The 20,715-nt window shown below is 58.2% G+C and carries 17 protein-coding genes and 4 tRNA genes; 5 read left to right on the top strand and 16 right to left on the bottom strand.

Features of this window, described 5'->3' with window-relative positions; translation table 11 throughout:
- The first annotated feature begins 70 nt into the window (after positions 1 to 70).
- Positions 71 to 391, top strand: coding sequence for an iron donor protein CyaY (gene cyaY / locus NKJ21_RS24965; protein ID WP_002883389.1), 321 nt, complete (start codon positions 71 to 73; stop codon positions 389 to 391).
- 133 nt (positions 392 to 524) lie between these two features.
- Here the strand turns inward: cyaY and cyaA are convergent, their stop codons facing one another.
- Entirely contained in the window at positions 525 to 3,077 is a 2,553-nt protein-coding gene (gene cyaA, locus NKJ21_RS24960) for a class I adenylate cyclase (RefSeq protein WP_002883383.1), read from the bottom strand.
- Positions 3,078 to 3,434: 357 nt separating this feature from the next.
- On the opposite strand from cyaA, the gene hemC reads away from it, so the two are divergent.
- Genes hemC through hemY form a run of 4 tightly spaced genes read left to right on the top strand, consistent with a single transcriptional unit; the run spans position 3,435 to position 7,516 of the window.
- Positions 3,435 to 4,376 (top strand): hydroxymethylbilane synthase, encoded by a 942-nt coding sequence (gene hemC / locus NKJ21_RS24955; protein ID WP_008807953.1) that lies wholly within the window; start codon positions 3,435 to 3,437, stop codon positions 4,374 to 4,376.
- On the top strand, positions 4,373 to 5,113 hold the full coding sequence (gene hemD, locus NKJ21_RS24950) for a uroporphyrinogen-III synthase (protein ID WP_008807954.1): 741 nt from the start codon (positions 4,373 to 4,375) through the stop codon (positions 5,111 to 5,113). The genes hemC and hemD overlap by 4 nt, the downstream gene beginning before the upstream one ends.
- Before the next feature lie 21 nt (positions 5,114 to 5,134).
- Positions 5,135 to 6,316: a uroporphyrinogen-III C-methyltransferase gene (hemX, locus tag NKJ21_RS24945; protein WP_023323440.1), complete on the top strand. Its 1,182-nt coding sequence runs from the start codon at positions 5,135 to 5,137 to the stop codon at positions 6,314 to 6,316.
- 3 nt (positions 6,317 to 6,319) lie between these two features.
- Positions 6,320 to 7,516 carry a protoheme IX biogenesis protein HemY gene (hemY, locus tag NKJ21_RS24940; protein WP_008807956.1) on the top strand — a complete coding sequence of 399 codons (1,197 nt, stop codon included), beginning with the start codon at positions 6,320 to 6,322 and terminating at the stop codon, positions 7,514 to 7,516.
- A gap of 461 nt (positions 7,517 to 7,977) precedes the next feature.
- Here hemY and NKJ21_RS24935 read toward each other — a convergent pair.
- The 15 genes from NKJ21_RS24935 to wecB form a co-directional block, all read right to left on the bottom strand.
- A tRNA-Pro gene (locus NKJ21_RS24935) sits at positions 7,978 to 8,054 on the bottom strand.
- A 42-nt stretch (positions 8,055 to 8,096) separates the two neighbouring features.
- A tRNA-Leu gene (locus NKJ21_RS24930) sits at positions 8,097 to 8,183 on the bottom strand.
- Positions 8,184 to 8,206: 23 nt separating this feature from the next.
- Positions 8,207 to 8,282: transfer RNA gene (locus NKJ21_RS24925), tRNA-His, on the bottom strand.
- Between the two features lie 55 nt (positions 8,283 to 8,337).
- Positions 8,338 to 8,414: transfer RNA gene (locus NKJ21_RS24920), tRNA-Arg, on the bottom strand.
- Positions 8,415 to 8,516: 102 nt separating this feature from the next.
- Positions 8,517 to 9,902 carry an amino acid permease gene (locus NKJ21_RS24915; protein WP_012969196.1) on the bottom strand — a complete coding sequence of 462 codons (1,386 nt, stop codon included), beginning with the start codon at positions 9,900 to 9,902 and terminating at the stop codon, positions 8,517 to 8,519.
- A 205-nt stretch (positions 9,903 to 10,107) separates the two neighbouring features.
- Positions 10,108 to 10,848 carry a lipopolysaccharide N-acetylmannosaminouronosyltransferase gene (gene wecG / locus NKJ21_RS24910; protein ID WP_012969197.1) on the bottom strand — a complete coding sequence of 247 codons (741 nt, stop codon included), beginning with the start codon at positions 10,846 to 10,848 and terminating at the stop codon, positions 10,108 to 10,110.
- 11 nt (positions 10,849 to 10,859) lie between these two features.
- Positions 10,860 to 12,206: an ECA oligosaccharide polymerase gene (gene wzyE, locus NKJ21_RS24905; protein WP_004886822.1), complete on the bottom strand. Its 1,347-nt coding sequence runs from the start codon at positions 12,204 to 12,206 to the stop codon at positions 10,860 to 10,862.
- A complete protein-coding gene (locus NKJ21_RS24900) occupies positions 12,203 to 13,279 on the bottom strand; it encodes a TDP-N-acetylfucosamine:lipid II N-acetylfucosaminyltransferase (RefSeq protein ID WP_023323439.1) in 1,077 nt (358 codons plus the stop codon). Before NKJ21_RS24900 ends, wzyE begins: the two co-directional genes overlap by 4 nt.
- Complete coding sequence (gene wzxE, locus NKJ21_RS24895) at positions 13,276 to 14,526, bottom strand: lipid III flippase WzxE (protein WP_008807961.1); 1,251 nt, start codon at positions 14,524 to 14,526, stop codon at positions 13,276 to 13,278. Before wzxE ends, NKJ21_RS24900 begins: the two co-directional genes overlap by 4 nt.
- Before the next feature lies 1 nt (position 14,527).
- Positions 14,528 to 15,658, bottom strand: coding sequence for a dTDP-4-amino-4,6-dideoxygalactose transaminase (gene rffA / locus NKJ21_RS24890; RefSeq protein ID WP_012543244.1), 1,131 nt, complete (start codon positions 15,656 to 15,658; stop codon positions 14,528 to 14,530).
- 4 nt (positions 15,659 to 15,662) lie between these two features.
- The gene (rffC, locus tag NKJ21_RS24885; RefSeq protein ID WP_023323438.1) at positions 15,663 to 16,337 is read right to left on the bottom strand and encodes a dTDP-4-amino-4,6-dideoxy-D-galactose acyltransferase; all 675 of its coding nucleotides are present in this window, start codon (positions 16,335 to 16,337) and stop codon (positions 15,663 to 15,665) included.
- Positions 16,315 to 17,196, bottom strand: coding sequence for a glucose-1-phosphate thymidylyltransferase RfbA (rfbA, locus tag NKJ21_RS24880; RefSeq protein ID WP_002883307.1), 882 nt, complete (start codon positions 17,194 to 17,196; stop codon positions 16,315 to 16,317). Before rfbA ends, rffC begins: the two co-directional genes overlap by 23 nt.
- Before the next feature lie 18 nt (positions 17,197 to 17,214).
- The gene (gene rffG, locus NKJ21_RS24875; protein ID WP_023323437.1) at positions 17,215 to 18,282 is read right to left on the bottom strand and encodes a dTDP-glucose 4,6-dehydratase; all 1,068 of its coding nucleotides are present in this window, start codon (positions 18,280 to 18,282) and stop codon (positions 17,215 to 17,217) included.
- The gene (gene wecC / locus NKJ21_RS24870) at positions 18,279 to 19,541 is read right to left on the bottom strand and encodes a UDP-N-acetyl-D-mannosamine dehydrogenase (protein WP_012543247.1); all 1,263 of its coding nucleotides are present in this window, start codon (positions 19,539 to 19,541) and stop codon (positions 18,279 to 18,281) included. The genes rffG and wecC overlap by 4 nt, the downstream gene beginning before the upstream one ends.
- Positions 19,538 to 20,668, bottom strand: a complete 1,131-nt coding sequence (gene wecB / locus NKJ21_RS24865) for a non-hydrolyzing UDP-N-acetylglucosamine 2-epimerase (RefSeq protein WP_008807966.1) — start codon at positions 20,666 to 20,668, stop codon at positions 19,538 to 19,540. The genes wecC and wecB overlap by 4 nt, the downstream gene beginning before the upstream one ends.
- Between the last annotated feature and the right edge of the window lie 47 nt (positions 20,669 to 20,715).

Below are 20,715 nucleotides of genomic sequence, written 5' to 3'. Positions count from 1 at the left end.
TAGCATCCGACTGCGCGCGCTTTTGTTTCGCGCTATACTGCCGCCATCTTCAAAAAAGCAGGATAGAACCATGAACGACAGTGAATTCCATCGCCTGGCGGATAGCCTGTGGATGACCATCGAAGAACGCCTGGACGACTGGGACGGCGATAGCGACATCGACTGTGAAATCAACGGCGGCGTGCTGACCATCAGCTTTGAAAACGGCAGCAAAATCATTATTAACCGTCAGGAGCCGCTGCACCAGGTGTGGCTGGCCACCAAACAGGGCGGCTACCATTTTGATCTCAAAGGCGACGAGTGGATCTGCGATCGCAGCGGCGAGACCTTCTGGGATTTGCTGGAGCAGGCGGCGAGCCAGCAGGCCGGTGAGACGGTGAAATTCCGTTAATGACGTGTTTCCCGGATGGCGGCGCATCGCGCCTTATCCGGGCTACCCGACGACTTAGAACCGTAGCCCTGCTAAGCGCAGCGCCAGCAGGGAATATCTCCGGATAGCGGCTCACGCCTTATCCGGGCCAAATCTACGAGTAGCGCTGCTGCAGCACCGGCGAGGCGGTAACGTCCTGGCTGGTGGGTATCGCGGCGGCAATCGCCTGGGTACGGAAGGGGATCACCTGGGTGCGCCCGTCTACCTCGACAATCTGATAGAACTGCGGCAGGTTGAAGTTGATAAAGCTGGAGCCGTAGGTGAAACGATCGTGCGATGACGAATAGAAGCGGCTGACGTCGCGCACCAGCTCCTCTTTACTGCCCTCGCAGTGATGATAGACCTCGGCACGGTTGCTCTCATCAAGAATATAGATGTTAAAGCCGCTGTCGTTGTTATCCGCATCTTCAAAGAAGAACTGAATAATCCCTTCGCTGGCGAAGCCATCCACCACCGCCGGCAGCTTAACGTGATTGGTTTCCACCTGCACCGACAACCCGTGAAGCTTGTTGTGCGAGATAGCGCCGTAGAACTCAATGGCGTTTTCCAGCTTCTGCACCGAAACGTTAAGACGCTCGAAGAACAGCCCCCACGTCTGGCCGGAGACGCGCAGCGCTTTGAAGCGCCCGGTATCCTGGCGGGTACTGGAGAGACGCAGTTCGATGCATTCGGAGATCATCTGCTGCACGCGGGTGCGGATCAGGCCGCGCAGGTGCTGGCTATAGCAGAACACCTCCACGCTGTCCGGCGGCGCGGCGTCCTGATGCATTTTGCCGAGGATCGTCTTCAGCGCTTCGATCATCGCCTGCTCGCCGTTAAAGTGCAGCGTACGCACTTCGTTCCACGAGTTGCGATACAGCAGGTCGACGCTGCCGATCAGACATTTTTGCTCTTCACCGAAGCTGAAAACATCCAGTTTACGGAAGTCGAAGTGCACCACCTGATTGCGGAAGGCCGCGGTCGGGTCATATTCGAGGTTGACGATAATCGCCAGATGGCGGATTTCGCACGGGCTGTACAGTGCTTTTGGCGTCGGCGCCGGCAGGCGCAGCGGGAAGTGGTGCGACACGTCGGCCACCATCTCCTGCAGCTTCGCCAGATCGACGATGCCGTTGCCCTTAATAAACAGGCGGGTGCGTGAGGTCAGCAGGCCGTTAAACCAGGCCCAGGCCACCAGCTTATTAAGATAACGGTTATATTCCAGCGGCTGATGGCTGATGATCGATTCCATATCCGGCGCGCGGTTATACAGATACCAACCGGTACGGTTGGCACGGCCCGGCGGCACGTGGATAAAGGTCAGGTTCGGTTCCGACAGATCCGGCGAAATTTGCGGGTTCACCAGCGTCACTTTCCCCGGTAGCGCTTCAAAGGCCGCATACAGCTTACGGGTCAGCACGCCAATATCCTGAGGGCTGGCGGAGACGCTAAGGTTATTGCGCCGCGCGAAGCGGATCAGATTACGATAGCTCTGCATCATGGCGTCGAGCAGTTCGTTGTGCGCCTTGCGCACTTCATCAATTTTCCAGTTGGCGCGGTTGTCGAGCATCATCAGACGCTTTTCGTCCCAGCCCCAGGCATTCACCAACTGGCTGACGACTTCGCGACGCCAGCCGACGCAGGCGCGTTCGCGGCTGAGTTTTTCACAGACTTTCAGGTAGAAGCAGCGGCGCACCAGGTCGAGGCGGGTTTCATCTTCGATGGCCTGCAGATAGGTAGTCACGCGCTCCAGCATCATGCAGTACGGGTCGAGGCCGAAGGAGACAATCTCGCCGTCGTGCAGACGCTGTTTGATATCTTTCGCTAACAGGCGGTTATTGGGGTATTCCCAGGAGTAGGCTTCCAGCAGCAGCGTTTTCAGCACCGCTTTATAGGGGGAGTCGATACTTTTATACAGCTGCCACAGGCTGGCGCCGAAGTACTCTTCCGCCGACAGCGAACTGAGGCCGCCGAGATCGAGCCATTCGTTAGGCGTCAGCACGCCCTGAGCATACAGCCCCATGACGTAATCATCGTAATGCTCTTCTTCATCGCACGGCACCATATTCCACAGAATACGCTTGCCGGCGAGGCGCACCGCGGTGCGATAGAACTCATCGAGCAACAGGATATGCTGAGTCGAACCGCAGTCTTCGCCGCCGAGACTGCCGCTTTCATTATGACGGAAGCGGTTTTCGTCGATCAGGAAGAAGCTGACTTCCACGCCGAGCGAGGCCGCCCAGCTCTCAAGCAGGCTGCATTTTCGCTGCAGCAGCTGGCGCTCTTCGCTATCCAGCCAGGCCTGGTGACATACCCAGATATCCAGATCGGAAGAACAGCTTTGACCAACGGAGGAAGTACTGCCCATCGAGTAGACGCCGGTGATCGGCAGCTCGCCTTTCGGCGGCTCCTGGGTCTGCATGCCGCGATGCAGCTCCAGTTCTTCAAGATAGTGGCGTTGGGTTTCATCAGGCGTGTAGAGGCAAATGCCACGGGGAACGTTACCGTCAAGGTAACCCGGCATCAGCGGGTGATGATAATGTAGTAACGTTGGCAGTAGACTGTAAACCTGCTGGAAAGCGGGTCCCATGGCAGCAAGCGCGCGATCCACGCGCAATTGGTTGATGGCATCCAGTCTCTGTTTCAGTGTCTCAATATAGAGGTACAAGACATATCGCCTGATGTTCAAAAACCCGAAGTACAATAGTACGGAGGATTTCAGTATTTCAACAAAAACCGTCACCATTCGTCGTCGGTGTGGTTGTGATGAGCAGCGGACGGACAAATGGTTTAAAACGTGATCAATTTAACACCTTGCTCATTGACCGTAAAGAAAGATGCGCTACATACAAGTGTAGCACCGTTTATTACCTGTAAATTCCTCACTACGCCTCCGGCAACCGCCACGCGCATGAAAGGTTAAAAAAGAGAAGGCCGGAGCCATCTCCCACATAAACCGTGAAAACTAACATCCGTAAGACAACAATGTTAGGATGGATAGTGGTCGACAATGACGGTAACAAGCATGTTAGACAAAGTTTTGAAAATTGCCACACGGCAAAGCCCGCTTGCGCTATGGCAGGCGCAGTATGTTAAAGCGCGCCTGGAACAAGCGCATCCAGGACTGAACGTCGAGCTGGTGCCGATGGTTACGCGCGGTGATGTCATCCTTGATACGCCCCTGGCAAAGGTGGGCGGCAAGGGCTTATTTGTGAAAGAGTTAGAGCTCGCCATGCTCGAAGGGCGGGCCGATATCGCCGTCCATTCGATGAAAGATGTCCCGGTGGAATTCCCGGAGGGCCTGGGGTTGGTCACCATCTGCGAGCGCGACGATCCGCGCGACGCGTTTGTTTCCAATCACTATGCCTCAATTGACGAACTGCCGGCCGGCAGCGTCGTTGGCACGTCAAGTTTACGCCGTCAGTGCCAGCTGGCCGCCACCCGTCCAGACCTGGTGATCCGCTCTCTGCGCGGTAACGTCGGTACCCGGCTGAGTAAACTGGATAACGGTGAGTATGACGCCATTATCCTTGCCGCCGCCGGGTTGAAGCGCCTGAAACTGGAAGCGCGTATTCGCCAGCCGCTGTCGCCGGAGCAATCCCTGCCGGCCGTCGGCCAGGGCGCGGTGGGTATCGAATGCCGTCTTGACGATGCATGGACCCAGGCGCTGTTAGCGCCCCTCAACCATGCGGAAACCGCGGTACGCGTGCGCGCCGAACGGGCGATGAACACCCGCCTCGAAGGCGGTTGTCAGGTGCCAATTGGCAGCTATGCGGAACTCGTCAACGGCGAACTGTGGCTGCGGGCGCTGGTTGGCGCCCCGGATGGTTCGCAGATGGTACGCGGCGAACGGCGCGGGCCAGCAGAGCAGGCCGAAGCGCTCGGCATCTCGCTGGCGGAAGAGCTCCTGGATAACGGCGCCCGCGACATTCTCGCGGCAGTTTATGATGGAGAAGCCCCACGATGAGCATCCTGGTCACTCGTCCACTCCCGCAAGGGGAAGCGCTGGTCAGCCGTCTGCGGGCCATGGGACGCGTGGCCTGGAGCTTTCCGCTGATAGAATTTACGCCTGGCCGGGAGCTTCCCGTGCTGGGCGACCATCTTGCCCATCTGGGGTCCGACGACCTGCTGTTTGCGCTATCCCAGCATGCGGTGGAATTCGCCCATGCCCGTCTGCAGCAGCAAGGCCTGCCCTGGCCCACTTCTCCGCACTATTTTGCCATTGGTCGAACGACGGCGCTGGCCCTGCATACGGTCAGCGGGCAGCACATCCGTTACCCGTTAGATCGGGAAATTAGCGAAGTCTTGCTACAATTACCTGAATTACAAAACATTGCCGGGAAAAATGCGCTGATCCTACGCGGCAATGGTGGGCGGGAACTCTTAGGCGCCACGCTGGCTGAACGCGGCGCCAGGGTCACATTTTGTGAATGTTATCAACGTAGTGCAAAACATTACGATGGCGCAGAAGAAGCGATGCGCTGGCAGTCTCGCGGGGTCACCACGCTGGTGGTCACCAGCGGTGAGATGCTGCAGCAGCTGTGGTCGCTCATACCGCAATGGTATCGCGAACAGTGGCTCCTGCACTGCCGCCTTGTCGTTGTCAGCGAACGTCTGGCCCTTCAGGCCCGGGAACTGGGCTGGCAGGAGATTCAGGTTGCCGATAACGCTGACAACGATGCGCTGCTACGCGCATTACAATAACTCTCAACATTGGAAGCCATAATGACGGAACAACAAAATCAATCCGCCGTGGTTGAAGAGACCAGGGAGGCCGTGGAAACCACACCACAGCCAGAGAACAACGATAAGAAGAAGGCGGGTAACAAAACCAGCCTGGCGCTCAGCGCGATCGCTATCGCCATTGCGATAGCCGCTGGCATCGGCCTGTATGGCCTGAACAAACAGCAGGCCACGCGGCAAAACGCAACCACCGCTGAATTATCAGGCCAGCTTGCGGCACTGCAAAAAGCGCAGGAGAGCCAAAAGAGCGAACTGGAAGGCATTATCAAACAGCAGGCCGACCAGTTGAGTCAGGCCAAACACGAGCAGGAAACCCTGACCAAACAGCTTGATGAGTTGCAGCAGAAAGTCGCCGTGATTTCGGGCAGCGATGCCAAAACCTGGCTGCTGGCCCAGGCCGATTTCCTCGTCAAGCTGGCGGGACGTAAGCTGTGGAGCGATCAGGATGTCACTACCGCCGCCGCGCTGCTAAAAAGCGCCGACGCCAGCCTCGCCGACATGAATGACCCCAGCCTGATCGGCGCCCGCCGGGCGATCACCGACGACATCACCACCCTCTCCGCGGTAAGCCAGGTGGACTACGACGGCATGATCCTCAAGGTGAATCAGCTGGCGAACCAAATCGACAACCTGCGGCTGGCCGATAATAACGATGACGATTCGCCGATGGACTCTGATAGCGACGAGCTTTCCAGCTCTATCAGCGAATGGCGCGTCAATCTGCAGAAAAGCTGGCAGAACTTTATGGACAGCTTTATCACCGTGCGCCGCCGCGATGAAACCGCGGTCCCGCTGCTGGCGCCGAATCAGGATATCTATCTGCGGGAAAATATTCGCTCTCGCCTGCTGGTCGCCGCGCAGGCAGTGCCGCGCCATCAGGAAGAGACCTGGAAACAGTCGCTGGATAACGTCTCGACCTGGGTACGCGCCTATTACGATACTGATGACGCCACCACCAAAGCCTTCCTCGACGAGGTGGATAAGCTCAGTCAGCAAAGCATTACCATGACGGTGCCGGAAACGCTGCAGAGCCAGGCGTTGCTGGAAAAACTGATGCAGACCCGGGTGCGCAACCTGATGGCGCAGCCTGCCGTTAACGCGGGCGGCGCGCCCTCACCAGCCCCTGCTGCACCGGCCGCCCCTGCTGCGCCGCAAGGAGAGTAACGCATGCTGAAAATTCTTCTACTCTTCGCGCTGTTGATCGCCGGGATCGTGCTTGGCCCGATGATCGCCGGGCATCAGGGCTACGTCCTGATCCAGACCGATAATTACAATATCGAGACCAGCGTCACCGGGCTGGTGATCATTCTGATCCTCGCCATGGTGGTGCTGTTCGCCATCGAATGGCTGCTGCGCCGCATTTTCCGCACCGGGGCGCATACGCGCGGCTGGTTTGTCGGCCGTAAACGCCGTCGCGCGCGTAAGCAAACCGAGCAGGCGCTTCTCAAGCTGGCGGAAGGTGATTACCAGCAGGTTGAGAAGCTGATGGCGAAAAATGCCGATCACGCCGAACAACCGGTGGTGAACTATCTGCTGGCGGCGGAAGCGGCCCAGCAGCGCGGCGATGAAGCGCGGGCCAACCAGCATCTGGAGCGCGCCACCGAGCTGGCGGGCGATGACCTGATCCCGGTGGAAATCACCCGCGTTCGCCTGCAGCTGGCGCGTAATGAAAATCACGCCGCGCGCCATGGCATCGATAAGCTGCTGGAAATTACTCCGCGTCATCCTGAAGTGCTGCGCCTCGCCGAACAGGCATACACCCGCACCGGCGCCTGGCAGTCGCTGCTGGACATCATTCCGTCGATGGCGAAAGCTAACGTCGGCGATGAAGAGCACCGCGCTGCGCTGGAACAGCTGGCCTGGGTTGGCCTGATGGATAAAGCGCTGGCCGACGGCGGCAGCGAAGGGTTGCGCGAATGGTGGCGCAACCAGAGCCGTAAAACACGGGCGCTGGTGCCGCTGCAGGTGGCAATGGCCGAGCGCCTCATCGAGAGCGACGATCACGATACCGCGCAGCAAATTATCATTGATGGTCTGAAGAAACAGTATGATGACCGTCTGGTGATGCCGATCCCGCGTCTGAAGACCAATAACCCGGAACAGCTGGAGAAAGTGCTGCGCCAGCAGATCAAAGCCGTTGGCGACCGTCCGCTGCTGTGGAGTACCCTGGGCCAGTCGCTGATGCGGCACGGCGAATGGCAGGAGGCCAGCATCGCCTTCCGCGCCGCGCTTAAGCAGCGTCCGGATGCCTTTGATTACGCCTGGCTGGCGGATGCCCTGGATCGCCTGCATCAGCCGGAAGAAGCCGCCGCTATGCGCCGCGATGGGCTGCTGCTGACGCTGCAGAATAATCCTCAGCCGTAACCTGCCATGGCTATCGCCTCCTGCGGGGCGATAGCCCTTCTCCCCCGCCTTCGCGTTGACGGATCCCTGAAAGAAAAAAACGCCTGCGCTGAAATCAGGGCAGGCGTTAAAACAGGTCTGTTTGACAACAAATTGGGTGCTTCACTCAACGTAATGTCCATGGTGTTTGATGAGGCATAAATGCGACATCTGTCAGTGGACGATAAGCACCGTAAGAACGGCTCTGCATCATTCCGGAGTTTATGAGGCACGAAGGCGAACATAAGAGATGGAATGAGCATCTACCCGGTTATTATCGCACAGGATCCGGGGAAATTGCATCTACCACAGTGATGAATTGAGAGTTTTCCTGACGCGTATTCTTAAGCAAAGAGAAGATTTTTTATCAGCAAGATCAGAGAAATAAGAGATGGCGGACGGCAGCAGAAAACAAAAAACCCCGCCGAAGCGGGGTTCAAAATTGGTCGGCGAGAGAGGATTCGAACCTCCGACCCACTGGTCCCAAACCAGTTGCGCTACCAAGCTGCGCTACTCGCCGAAATACTGCTTTTTGAATTTTTAGTTCAATTCGTTAAAGTCGTGGTGCGAGGGGGGGGACTTGAACCCCCACGTCCGTAAGAACACTAACACCTGAAGCTAGCGCGTCTACCAATTCCGCCACCTTCGCAAATTCACAACTCTATCAAATAATGGGGTGGCTAATGGGATTCGAACCCACGACAACTGGAATCACAATCCAGGGCTCTACCAACTGAGCTATAGCCACCACTGCAAACCTTTTACGCGGTATTAAAACCACCGCAGCTCCAGCACCGGGTTAATGGTGCGCCCGACAGGATTCGAACCTGAGACCTCTGCCTCCGGAGGGCAGCGCTCTATCCAGCTGAGCTACGGGCGCTTAGCGCCGTTGCGGGGTCGGATAATACGGACTTCCTACCCCGCTGTCTAGTGCCTTTTAAAAGAAAATTATCGTTTGCTCATGCTTTGTTCGTTTTGACGGTTATTCAGCCGTATTATTGACTTGCCCCTGTCTTCCGAGGCCAAACACCTTATAAATCAGGGTGACGGCGGCCAGGAAAATAATGCCGACAAACAGCGACATCCGGGTTTCATCATTCAGACCCATCCCTACCAGCACACAGATCAGGAAGGCCATGGTGAAATAGTTGGCCCACGGAAACAGCAGCGAACGGAACGGATGGCTGGCGATTGCCGCCCGATGCACGCGACGGAAACGCAGCTGGCTGATCAGGATCACAAACCATGGCACCATCCCTGGCAACACGCTGGCGCTGTAGACATAGACAAACACCCGCTGCGGATTAGGAATGATGTAATTCAGGCAGGAGCCCACCAGCAGGATCAGAATCGACAGCGCCACGCCGACGGCCGGAACGCCGTTGCGCGATACCTTACCGATCGCCGCCGGCAGTTGGCGGTTCTTCGCCAGGGCGTACAGCATACGTCCACAGCTGTACATCCCACTGTTGCAGCCGGAAAGCGCCGCCGTCAGCACCACGAAGTTGATAATTCCCGCCGCCGCGGTAATCCCGATTTTGGCAAACGTCAGTACGAACGGGCTGCCGTTGGAGCCAATTTGATCCCACGGGAAGATAGTGACAATAACGAAAATCGCGCCGACGTAGAAAATCAGGATCCGCCACAGCACTTTGCCCACCGCGCTGCGCAGCGTCACCTGCGGATTTTTCGCTTCACCCGCGGTAATACCGATAAGCTCTACGCCCTGATAGGATGCGACCACGATACACAGCGCCGTCAGGAAGCCCTTCCAGCCGCCGGCGAAGAAACCGCCATGTTCGGTGAGATTACCAAAACCAATGGAGTGGCCGCCGTTGCCAAAGCCGAAGAAAATGACGCCCAGCCCGACGACGATCATCACGATAATGGTGGTCACTTTAATCATGGCGAACCAGAACTCGATTTCACCGTAAAGCCGGACCGCCGCCAGGTTCGCCAGCGCCACCAGCCCCACGGCAATTAACGCCGGGATCCACTGCGCCATCTCCGGGAACCAGAACTGCACATAGACCCCGATGGCGGTAATCTCCGAGATCCCCACCGCCATCCACATAAACCAGTAGGACCACGCGGTCAGGTAGCCGAAGAAGGGGCTCATATAGCGATGCGCATACACCGCGAAGGAGCCAGTGACAGGCTCAAGGAACAGCATTTCGCCCATTGAGCGCATAATGAAAAAGACGAACAGGCCAGCGATAATGTACGCCAGCAGCACGGAAGGCCCGGCCCATTTCAACGTACTGGCCGCCCCCATAAACAACCCCACGCCAATCGTCCCGCCAAGGGCGATCAGTTCAATATGCCGGGCCTCCAGTCCACGCTGGAGCTCCGCTTTTTTCTCAGTCATATATCCTCTTGTGTTTGCCGTATTCCGGGTACTCCCGGTTATTGTTATTAACTGAAACCATAGCCTTGCCGACGCGCAGGTCTCCCCCGCGCGTATGAAGCCTGCGAATGGTTAATTAATTTTGCGGAAATGGCAAATAAAGTATCAGGCGAGTGAAGAGATTACACAGAATATGTATGCAAACTCGCCTGGTTGCAGTGGAATATCAGAGCTTGCCGGTATAATGCCAACGTAAATAGCGCAGCAGACGGAACTGTCTCTTGATGCGGCTCGGCTGCAAAAGCAGGCGATAGAACCACTCCAGCCCCAGATCCTGCCAGAACTTCGGCGCCCGATGGACGTGCCCAGTGAAGACATCGTAAGTGCCGCCGACGCCCATATACAGCGCGTGCGGATACAGGCGCCGGCAGTCGCGCATGAAGATCTCCTGGCGCGGCGACCCCATCGCGACGGTGACGATTTTCGCCCCGCTGTCGCGAATGCGTTCGAACAATGCCTGGCGCTGCTCAGGGGTAAAATAACCGTCCTGGCTGCCGACGATGTTCACCTGCCAGCGCTGACGCAGCCTGGACTCCGTTTGCGTCAGGACCTCAGGTTTACCACCAACCAAAAACACCGGTGTCCCTTCAGCGCCAGCGCGCTGCATTAACGCTTCCCAGAGATCGGCCCCGGCGACGCGGGATACCTGGGCCTGCGGGTATTTTTTGCGCAGCGAACGCACCACGCTGATGCCATCCGCATATTTAAACTCCGCAGCCTCAATCAGCGCCCGTACCTCCGGGTTATCTTCTACGGCCAGCATTTTCTCAGCATTAATGGCCACCAGCGTCCCCTCCCGGAGCGCGCCGTCGGCATACAAATAATCCAGAGCGTGCTGCATATCGCGCCAGCCTATGAGCTGCAGCCCTCTTAACAGGTACAACGGCGCGGAAATGGTCCCAGTCATGTCTATCCTTCTCAGACTTGCGGTTGCGAAAGCGGTTTTACGCGCTTATGAATCAGTCCCACGCTATCCAGGAACCAGTACAGCAATTTCGCCGCCAGCAAGCAGATACCAAAGATCACGAGGAAAAACACCACGCGGGAGCCGAACGAATCCAGACCCTCGCGCGCCAGCACTATCATGTTGAAGATAGCGCCGAAACAGAAACTGTGCAGGATAGCCGCTTTGTAACGATTGCTCTCCCGGTTGCCCAGCTCATACAGCCAGTCGAACCATTTAATAATCAACCCTACCGCCACAGCGCCCAGCGGCACAAACCAGACGCCGCCCATCACCACCAGCGAGCCAATCAGCGTCGGCGAAATCGCCAGCCCCGAATGATTGTTTAACACCTCCCAGGTGAAGTAGTTGGCGGTATTGAGCACCATCGTCGGACGACCGTGCCACATCCAGCTGGGGATGAAGACGTAGAAATCGCGGATCATCGGCGCCAGCCCCTGGAAATCGATCTTGTCGTAGTTCTGCAGCAGCAGCGCCAGGTTTTCCCACGGTGAGAAGGTGTCGCGCGTGAGATACAGGAAGGTATAAAACGCTTCATCGCCGCTGACGTTCATCCCGTAGCGCTTCAGCGCCAGCCAGAACATGCCGACAATACCCAGCACGCCCGCCGCCGCCAGCATCCACAAGCTGATCCAGCCGCGAATAATACCGATGAACAGAAAGATGGCGAAGGCGATGATGATATTGGCGCGGGTCCCGCCGACGATGGCGTAGGTCAGCAAACCAAAGGCCACGGTGCTGACGAGGAAGAAGATCCACGCCTTATAATCCTGGCGCAGAAAATAGACCACCAGCATCGCCGGAATAAAGAAGTAAAAGAAGCGCTTCAACGCCACGCCGGACACTTCAGCAGAAAAAATCTGGCTGTAGGAGTTGAGCTTAAACAGCAGAAAGCCGTTGTGAGCGAAGAAGATGCCGACGCACAGCAGCGCCAGCCCCATCAGTATGCCCCACGCCAGATGGGTTTCCACCCGGTTCATGGTAAACAGCGGGCGATGCGCAACCTCGCGCGAGGCCGGGCGCAACCGCGTTTTATAGGTCACGTAGTAGATCGCGTAGAAGCATACCGCGATCAGCAGCGTCTGCAGCAAAATCTCCGGCGGCGCTACGCTGACGTCAAAGCGGAACACCAGAATACTGGTCAGCGGGAAGCCGAAGAAAAAGGTCAGCAGAAACAACAACGAGAAAAAGACGTTGAAGTTGAAGCGTACCCGGCGGAACTCAAACCAGGTGGCGGTGGCGATAAACAGGGTCGACAACAGCCAGACCACCAGCAGCCCGCTAAATTGCATTAACGTCATGCCTGCCCCTCCGCCGCTAACCGTAGCGCCCGCTGCCAGCCCGTCATATAGTTCGGCCGGAAGAAGGCGATAGTAGATTTATCCACGCTCGCCAGCTGACGCTGCGCTTCACGCACCACGCTGACGTCCAGCGCGTCGCTGGTGAACAGCACCGGCACATGCTGCTCGGTCATATCCTGCCAGAACGGGTTTTCCCGATTGAGCACGCAGGGGATGCCCGCCTGAATCAGCAGACACAGGGTGCCGATCCCCTGCTGGCGGGCAAACAGAAAATAGCCCAGATCGCAGCGGCGCAGCAGCGCCAGATAATCATTAAATTCAAGCTTCTCGCTGAGGATCTGCAGATGCGCACGGCTAAACAGCGCCGCCCCCGCCTCGCGCACCTCGTTGATATAGGCGTCGTTATTCGCCGGATAACCCATCGGCACGATGACATTCACCGTATCGCCAAACTGCTGATGGATAGCCTTCAGCGCGGCAATATGTTCATTGCTGCGATCCCCGGAGTTGCCGACCAGAATAGTCAGGGTATCACTGCGCGGGGCGTTATCGGCCAGGGTATTCAGCGCCGGATCCATACGGGTCGGGAAGTAGAGCAGCTCACCCGGCACACGCGGATGGCGGTTAGCGAACCAGCTGAGATCGCCGCGGGTGGCGAAAACGCGCCCTACTCGCCCCTGCGCCATGCGGCGTAGCGGATAGAACAGGCGAAACTTCAGGCTGGCAGAGTTTTCATACAGATCTGCCCCCCAGATATGCCAGTTAAACTGTGACGGGCGGATGCCGCCGCTCAACAGCGCCAGCCACAGCCCGGTATTAAACTGGCCGTGGAAGAAAAAGCGCTGCTGGCGGTTGGCTTTCGCGGTGGCAATCACTGCCTGCGCCAGCGCTTTCTTTCCTCGATAGCAGGTGATATCCAGTGCCGGATATCCATCACGCACTCTAGCCTCATCACCGACGACCAAAAATCTCCGCGCCTGCGGGTCGGCGGCCAGTTCGTCGTTAAAGAACCGCAGTACGGTCTGGTTGTGGTGCGGGATATCCGATCCCAGTACATGTATCAGTGCTGTCATGCCCGTTTACGCCAGAGTAAAAACACGCCACTACAAAGGGCGAAATAAACAATATACGTGGCCATATACGCCTGCGCCGCGCCAATTGCGCCGTGCGCCGGAATAAGCCAGTGTGAGAATGCGGTCAGCAGCGTGAACTGGCTGATTTCCGTCAGAATATAAAAACGTAGCGACGCTTTGGCGATCACCAGATAGCCGTAGACATAGGCGCCGACTTTTAAGACGTCGCCCACCAGCTGCCAGGCGAACAGGTCACGCATCGCGGTAAAGCGATCGGAAAACAGCAGCCAGATGGCAAAATCGCGCAGTAGCCAGACCGTCAGGCTTGCCGCCGCCACCGCCGGCAGAACGAATTTCAGCGATTTGGCAATCTCGCGGGTGATATCCGTTTTGGCGCTCAGCCGCGACAGCGTCGGCAGCAGATAGACGCTAAACGAGGCGGTAATAAACTGCAGGTAGGCATCGGAAATGCTGCTCACCCCCTGCCAAATCCCGACCGCCTCCCAGCCGTAATGCGCCGCCAGCAGATTACGCATCATTACATAGGCCACCGGCAGCGTCACCGAGGTTATGAGCGCCATCAGGGTAAATTTCGATAGCTGTCCCGCCAGACTGTTATCCCAGCGCGGGCGCAGGGCGCTCAGCGGTATATTACCCCGCCGCCAGAGCATGATGCCCGCCGGGATCACCACCAGCGCCGGCACTAACGCCAACCCCAACAGCGCCCCCTGGTAACCCCCGAAGTAGTAACAGGCATAATAGGCCGCGACGCCAATCAGGCTCCCGGCAATCAGCGAGAAGGCGTTACCCGCCGCATCGCGAAAGCCTTTCATCAGCGCCAGCAGGAAGTTCGCCCAGGCGATCCCCATCTGCACCAGCGCCACCAGGCGTACCAGCCCCTGATAGTGCGTATGGCCGAACAGCCCCTGGCTTATCGGCGCCGCCGCCAGTAAAAACACCAGCGCCAGCAGCGTGGAAAAGCCAAGCACCATAGCCGACGAGGTACCCACCACCTGTTTCAGACGTGGGGGATCGTCGTGATGCTGAGCCACCAGCTTCGTGACGCCGTTAAATATCCCGGCACCCGCCAGCACGCCGAGCACGGTGACCAGCTGCCGGAAGTTACCGGCCTGGCCAACGCCCGCCGGCCCAAACGAGACGGCCAGCAGCTTGACGACCAGCAGACCGGCGCCGATTTTGACCAGCGTCGATGCCGCCGTCCACAGTGAGGCTTTTGCTAACGACATATCAGGAGAAATAGCTCAGCAGCGAGTTAATCACCGTCCGCTGGTTCACCAGAGAGAGATTGTAAAACAGCGGCAGGCGCACCAGGCGCTCGCTCTCCTGGGTGGTGTAGCGGTCTTCACCGTGGAACTCGCCGAAGTGTTCTCCGGCCGGGCAGCTGTGCAACGGAATATAATGGAATACCGCGAGGATCTCCGCCTCTTTCAGCCAGGCGATCAGCCTGCTGCGATCCTCGATATCACGCAGCTTAATGTAGAACATGTGCGCATTTTGCCCACAGTCGGCCGGAACCGTCGGCAGTTCGATACGCCCCGCACGCGCCAGCGGCAGCAGCGCATCGTGATAGTTCTGCCACAGCGCCAGGCGCTGCTGGTTGATCCGCTCCGCCGCTTCCAGCTGCGCCCACAGATAGGCGGCCTGCAGGTCGGACATCAGATAGCTGGAGCCAATATCGCGCCAGGTATATTTATCCACCAGACCGCGAAAGAACTGGCTGCGGTTGGTACCTTTTTCACGAATGATCTCCGCGCGTTCCACCAGTGTGCGATCGTTGATAAGCGTCGCCCCGCCCTCACCGCCGGCGGTGTAGTTTTTGGTTTCATGGAAGCTGAAGCAGCCGATATGGCCGATGGTGCCCAGCGCACGCCCCTTATAGGTAGACATCACCCCCTGCGCGGCGTCTTCCACCACAAACAGGTTGTATTTGTCGGCAATGGCCATGATGGTGTCCATCTCGCAGGCTACGCCGGCATAGTGCACCGGGACAATCGCCCGGGTTTTATCGGTGATGGCGGCTTCGATAAGCGTTTCATCGATATTCATCGTATCGCGGCGGATATCAACGAAGACGATTTTCGCCCCACGCAGCACAAAGGCGTTGGCGGTAGAGACAAAGGTATAGCTGGGCATAATCACTTCGTCGCCCGGCTGGATATCCAGCAGCAGCGCGGCCATCTCCAGCGAAGCCGTGCAGGAAGGCGTCAGCAGCGCTTTTGCCGTGCCAAATCGCTGCTCCATCCACTGCTGGCAGCGGCGCGTAAAACCGCCGTCGCCGCACAGCTTGCCGCTGTTCATCGCAGACTGCATGTAATCAAGCTCGGTTCCAACCACCGGCGGCGCGTTAAATGGGATCATGGGGTCACCTGTATAGCCAGTAGGCGGTGCTTTCCACGTTAGCACCGCTGAGAATATAACGTTTAAGCGCGGCGGTGTTGCCCATCTGGGTCGCCACCCGCAGTGTAGAAAGTCCGCGCGAGGCAGCCCAGTGCTGCGCCGCCTGCATCAGTTGCGCCCCGGCGCCGCGCCCGGCCAGAAGGCCAATACGCGCCTCGGTCGCGTTGAGCTGGCGCAGAGAGACAAAGGCGCGAATATCGCCCTCAGGATGGCGGTAAATCAGGCACTGATGATCGAAGGTGCTGCGCACCGCATTTTCAATCCACTGGGCATAGAAGCGGCCGCTGGCATCGGCAGCGTACCAGGGCGCGCGAAAGCGGCTCATGGCAAAGGCCTGTGCCGCCAGCTCGCGCAGCGGCGCAATATCCGCTTCCACGGCGACGTCGGCGCCCGCATCAGCAGGGTTGCCCACCGGTAGCGCCAGATCGACTTCGCCTTCCACCAGCTGAAAACCCAGCTGCTGTAGCGCGTCCAGCCGGACGGTGTCGCTGGCGGCCACCTTCGCCTGCACCCGCGACCACCCCGCCAGCGCCTCAGGCGTCAGCCGCGGCGCACGTTCATCAAAGTGAACGATGGCGCTGTTAACGGCAAAGAAGCGGTTCTCCCACTCCAGGGGATCAATACTGGCGCGGACGGGCACGGAGCAGATCCAGCAGGTATTGGCCGTAGCCGGTTTTTTCCAGCCGCTTCGCGGCGCGTTTGACGCCATCATCGTCCAGCCAGCCGTTACGCCAGCCGATCTCTTCCAGACAGGCGATTTTAAAGCCCTGGCGCTTCTCGACGGTCTGCACGAACATGCTGGCCTCGATCAGGCTATCGTGCGTGCCGGTGTCCAGCCAGGCAAAACCGCGCCCGAGGAGCTCGACGGTCAATGCGCCATCCTCAAGGTACATCTGGTTGATGGAGGTGATTTCCAGCTCGCCGCGCTCGGACGGCTTGACCCGTTTGGCATACTCCGTCACCTTGCCATCGTAGAAATAGAGACCGGTGACCGCCCAGTTCGACTTCGGCTGCTTCGGCTTCTCTTCCAGTGACAGCGCGCGGAAGTTGTCATCAAACTCCACCACGCCAAAGCGCTCAGGATCCATCACCTGATAGCCAAAAATCGTCGCCCCTTCCGTGCGGGCAGCCACGCTGCGCAGCTTCGGGCTAAAGCTCTGGCCGAAGAAAATATTGTCGCCTAGCACCAGACATGCCGGTTCGCCGTTAAGAAAGGCTTCGCCGATGATAAACGCCTGGGCTAAACCATCCGGCGTCGGCTGTACGGCATAGTGCAGCGCAATGCCAAACTCTGAGCCATCGCCGAGCAGGCGCTGGAAATCACGTAGGTCGTCCGGCGTGGTGATGATCAGGATCTCACGTATCCCGGCCAGCATTAATACCGACAGCGGGTAGTAGATCATCGGCTTGTCGTAGATCGGCAACAACTGCTTCGATACGCCACGGGTGATGGGATGCAGTCGCGTTCCGGAACCGCCCGCCAGAATAATACCTTTCATCATTCCCCCCAGAGATGATTAGCCTTGCAGCCCAAGACGCTCGCCCTGATAGCTTCCATCCTGAACCTGGCGCCACCAGCTCTCGTTCGCCAGATACCACGCCACGGTCTTACGCATACCGGAAGTAAAGGTCTCTGCCGGCGTCCAGCCCAGCTCGCGGGCAATCTTCGAGGCATCAATGGCATAGCGCAGATCGTGGCCCGGACGATCGGCTACGAAGGTGATCAGATCGTGATAGTGCACCACGCTTTGCGGTTTATGCGGCGCCAGCTCTTCCAGCAGCTGACAAATGGTTTCCACCACCTCGATATTTTTACGTTCGTTATGACCGCCGATATTGTAAGTTTCGCCCGGTTCGCCGCGGGTCGCCACCAGATACAGCGCTCTGGCGTGATCTTCCACGTACAGCCAGTCGCGGATCTGCTGCCCATTGCCATACACCGGCAGCGGCTTGCCCGCCAGCGCATTGAGGATCGTCAGCGGGATCAGCTTCTCGGGGAAGTGATACGGGCCGTAGTTATTGGAGCAATTGGTGATAAGCGTCGGCAGGCCATAGGTCCGCAGCCAGGCGCGCACCAGGTGGTCGCTGCTGGCTTTCGAGGCCGAATAGGGGCTGCTTGGCGCATAGGGCGTGGTCTCGGTAAAGAAATCCTCGCTGCCGTGCAGATCGCCATACACTTCGTCGGTCGAGATATGGTGAAAACGGAACGCCGATTTTTTCTCCGTGGCCAGGGTATTCCACCAGCTGCGGGCCGCCTCCAGTAGCGTATAGGTGCCTACGATATTGGTTTCGATAAACGCCGCCGGGCCGTCAATCGAACGATCGACGTGGCTTTCCGCCGCCAGGTGCATCACCGTATCGGGTTGATGCTGACGGAAAATACGGTCCAGCTCGCGGCGGTCGCAGATATCCACCTGTTCAAAGGCGAAACGCGCATCCTGCGCCACTGGCGCCAGCGACATTAAATTGCCGGCATAGGTCAGTTTATCCACCACCACTACGCGATCGGCGGTGTGCTGGATAATCTCCCGCACCACCGCCGAACCAATAAAGCCCGCGCCGCCGGTGACCAGAATGGTTCTCACCGCCACACTCCTTTGGTGTCGATGATATACGCCTGGGTGACGCTATCGCCGCTAACGGCTTTAAATTCATTATGATCGACCAGCATCACCAGCACATCGGCGCTGGCCAGCGCCGCATCGAGGGTCGCCAGCGTACACAGTCCATCGAGTTTCTTCGGCAGCGCGTGAATGTTGGGCTCAACCACCTGCGTCGTGCCGCTGTGCCAGCGGGCAATCTGCGCGGCAATTTCCATCGCCGGGCTTTCGCGCAGGTCGTCAATATTCGGTTTAAAAGCGAGGCCAAAACAGGCGATCGTCAGTTCGCTGGCCCGTTTGTTGGTGGCAGTCAGGCAGTCCGCCACCTGCGCTTTCACCTGTTCGATAACCCATTCCGGCTTATGGTCGTTGACCTCGCGAGCGGTGCGGATCAGACGCGCCTGCTGCGGGTTTTGCGCCACGATAAACCACGGGTCGACGGCGATGCAGTGGCCGCCGACGCCCGGGCCCGGCTGCAGGATATTGACGCGCGGATGGCGGTTTGCCAGGCGGATCAGCTCCCAGACGTTAATGCCCTGGTCGGCGCAAATCAGCGACAGTTCGTTGGCAAAGGCGATGTTGACGTCGCGGAAGCTGTTTTCCGTCAGCTTACACATCTCGGCGGTACGCGAGTTGGTCACCACGCATTCGCCTTCGAGGAAGATTTTATACAGCTCGCTGGCGCGCGCCGAGCAGACCGGCGACATGCCGCCGATAACGCGATCGTTTTTAATCAGCTCGACCATCACCTGACCGGGCAATACCCGCTCCGGGCAGTAGGCGATATTCACGTCAGCGGCGTCGCCCGCCTGCTGAGGGAAGCTGAGGTCCGGGCGCATCTCCGCCAGCCAGCCGGCCATCTGCTCAGTCGAACCCACCGGCGAGGTGGACTCCAGGATCACCAGTGACCCTTTCTTTAACGTCGGCGCAATGGATTTAGCGGCCGACTCGACAAACACCATATCCGGCTCGTGGCGATCTTTAAACGGCGTCGGCACGGCAATCAGGTAGGCATCCGCCTCCACCGGGGTGGTGGTGGCGCTTAAATAACCCTGTTCGACCGCGGTCTTCACCACGCTCGCCAGATCCGGCTCCACGATATGAATCTCTCCACGGTTAATGGTCTCCACGGCATGTTGATTAACATCAACGCCGACCACCCGCTTCTGCCGGGAGGCGAACGCGGCAGCGGTTGGCAGCCCGATATAGCCAAGGCCAATCACTGAAATGGTAGAAAAACTCATAACGTTACCTGATTATTTTTAAGTGCAGACAAAATTCGACGACATGCTTCACCATCGCCATAGGGATTATGCGCGCGGCTCATCGCCTGGTATGCGGCATCATCCTGCAGCAGTCGCGTGACTTCCGCCACGATGCGCTGGCTGTCGGTGCCGACCAGGCACACGGTGCCAGCGGCCACCGCTTCCGGACGTTCGGTCATATCGCGCATGACCAGTACCGGTTTCCCGAGAGAAGGGGCCTCTTCCTGAATGCCGCCGGAATCGGTCAGGATCAGCCAGGCCCGATCCATCAGCCAGACGAACGGCAGGTAGTCCTGCGGTTCAATCAACATCACATTGTCAATATGACCTAGAATACGATTCACCGGCTCGCTGACGTTAGGATTCAGGTGAACCGGATAGACAATCTGCACCTCAGGGTGGGTATGGGCTATCTCCGCCAGCGCCTGGCAGATCTGTTCAAAGCCGAGCCCAAAGCTTTCCCGCCGGTGGCCGGTAACCAGAATCATCTTTTTACCGTGGCTAATGAAAGGATAGCGCTGCAGCAGGGTCTCCCGTAGCGCTTCATCACCCAGAACCCGATCCCGCACCCAGAACAGGGCGTCAATGACCGTATTCCCGGTGACCGTGATGCGACTGTCGGCAATATTTTCCCGTAGCAGGTTCTGCCGCGAGGTTTCCGTGGGGGCGAAATGGTATGTCGCCAGATGGCCGGTCAAAGTACGGTTGCCTTCTTCCGGCCACGGCGAACTTAAATCGCCAGTGCGCAGGCCGGCCTCTACGTGGCCCACCGGTATCCGCTGATAAAACGCCGCCAGGCTCGCCGCCATGGTGGTCGTGGTATCGCCATGCACCAGCACCACGTCGGGTTTAAACGACTCCAGCACCGGCTTCAGCCCCTCAAGGATGCGACAGGTGATCTCGGTCAGCCCCTGCCCCGGCTTCATGATGTTGAGATCGTAGTCCGGGACAATAGAGAAAAGTTTCAACACCTGATCGAGCATCTCCCGATGCTGCGCGGTCACGCATACTTTCGCCTCAAAATGAGGATCCTTTGCCAGCGCATGGACCAGAGGCGCCATCTTGATGGCTTCCGGCCTCGTGCCAAATACAGTTAGTACTTTCACATCGATTCTCTTCGATTAGGCGATGAAGGTCATCTGCCCTTCACCAC

Origin of the sequence: Klebsiella sp. SWET4 (assembly GCF_024296565.1) — a bacterium.
Taxonomy (GTDB): Bacteria; Pseudomonadota; Gammaproteobacteria; order Enterobacterales; family Enterobacteriaceae; genus Klebsiella; species Klebsiella variicola.
This window is presented reverse-complemented; position numbering and strand designations above follow the sequence as displayed.

Bases quoted from the DNA above. Each gene is read 5' to 3' on its own strand.
- wzxE (WP_008807961.1), bottom strand. From the start codon at position 14,526: ATGTCGTTAGCAAAAGCCTCACTGTGGACGGCGGCATCGACGCTGGTC.
- rffA (WP_012543244.1), bottom strand. From the start codon at position 15,658: ATGATCCCATTTAACGCGCCGCCGGTGGTTGGAACCGAGCTTGATTAC.
- hemD (WP_008807954.1), top strand. From the start codon at position 4,373: ATGAGCATCCTGGTCACTCGTCCACTCCCGCAAGGGGAAGCGCTGGTC.
- hemY (WP_008807956.1), top strand. From the start codon at position 6,320: ATGCTGAAAATTCTTCTACTCTTCGCGCTGTTGATCGCCGGGATCGTG.
- hemX (WP_023323440.1), top strand. From the start codon at position 5,135: ATGACGGAACAACAAAATCAATCCGCCGTGGTTGAAGAGACCAGGGAG.
- wecC (WP_012543247.1), bottom strand. From the start codon at position 19,541: ATGAGTTTTTCTACCATTTCAGTGATTGGCCTTGGCTATATCGGGCTG.
- wzyE (WP_004886822.1), bottom strand. From the start codon at position 12,206: ATGACGTTAATGCAATTTAGCGGGCTGCTGGTGGTCTGGCTGTTGTCG.
- hemC (WP_008807953.1), top strand. From the start codon at position 3,435: ATGTTAGACAAAGTTTTGAAAATTGCCACACGGCAAAGCCCGCTTGCG.
- cyaY (WP_002883389.1), top strand. From the start codon at position 71: ATGAACGACAGTGAATTCCATCGCCTGGCGGATAGCCTGTGGATGACC.
- NKJ21_RS24900 (WP_023323439.1), bottom strand. From the start codon at position 13,279: ATGACAGCACTGATACATGTACTGGGATCGGATATCCCGCACCACAAC.
- wecG (WP_012969197.1), bottom strand. From the start codon at position 10,848: ATGACTGGGACCATTTCCGCGCCGTTGTACCTGTTAAGAGGGCTGCAG.
- NKJ21_RS24915 (WP_012969196.1), bottom strand. From the start codon at position 9,902: ATGACTGAGAAAAAAGCGGAGCTCCAGCGTGGACTGGAGGCCCGGCAT.
- rfbA (WP_002883307.1), bottom strand. From the start codon at position 17,196: ATGAAAGGTATTATTCTGGCGGGCGGTTCCGGAACGCGACTGCATCCC.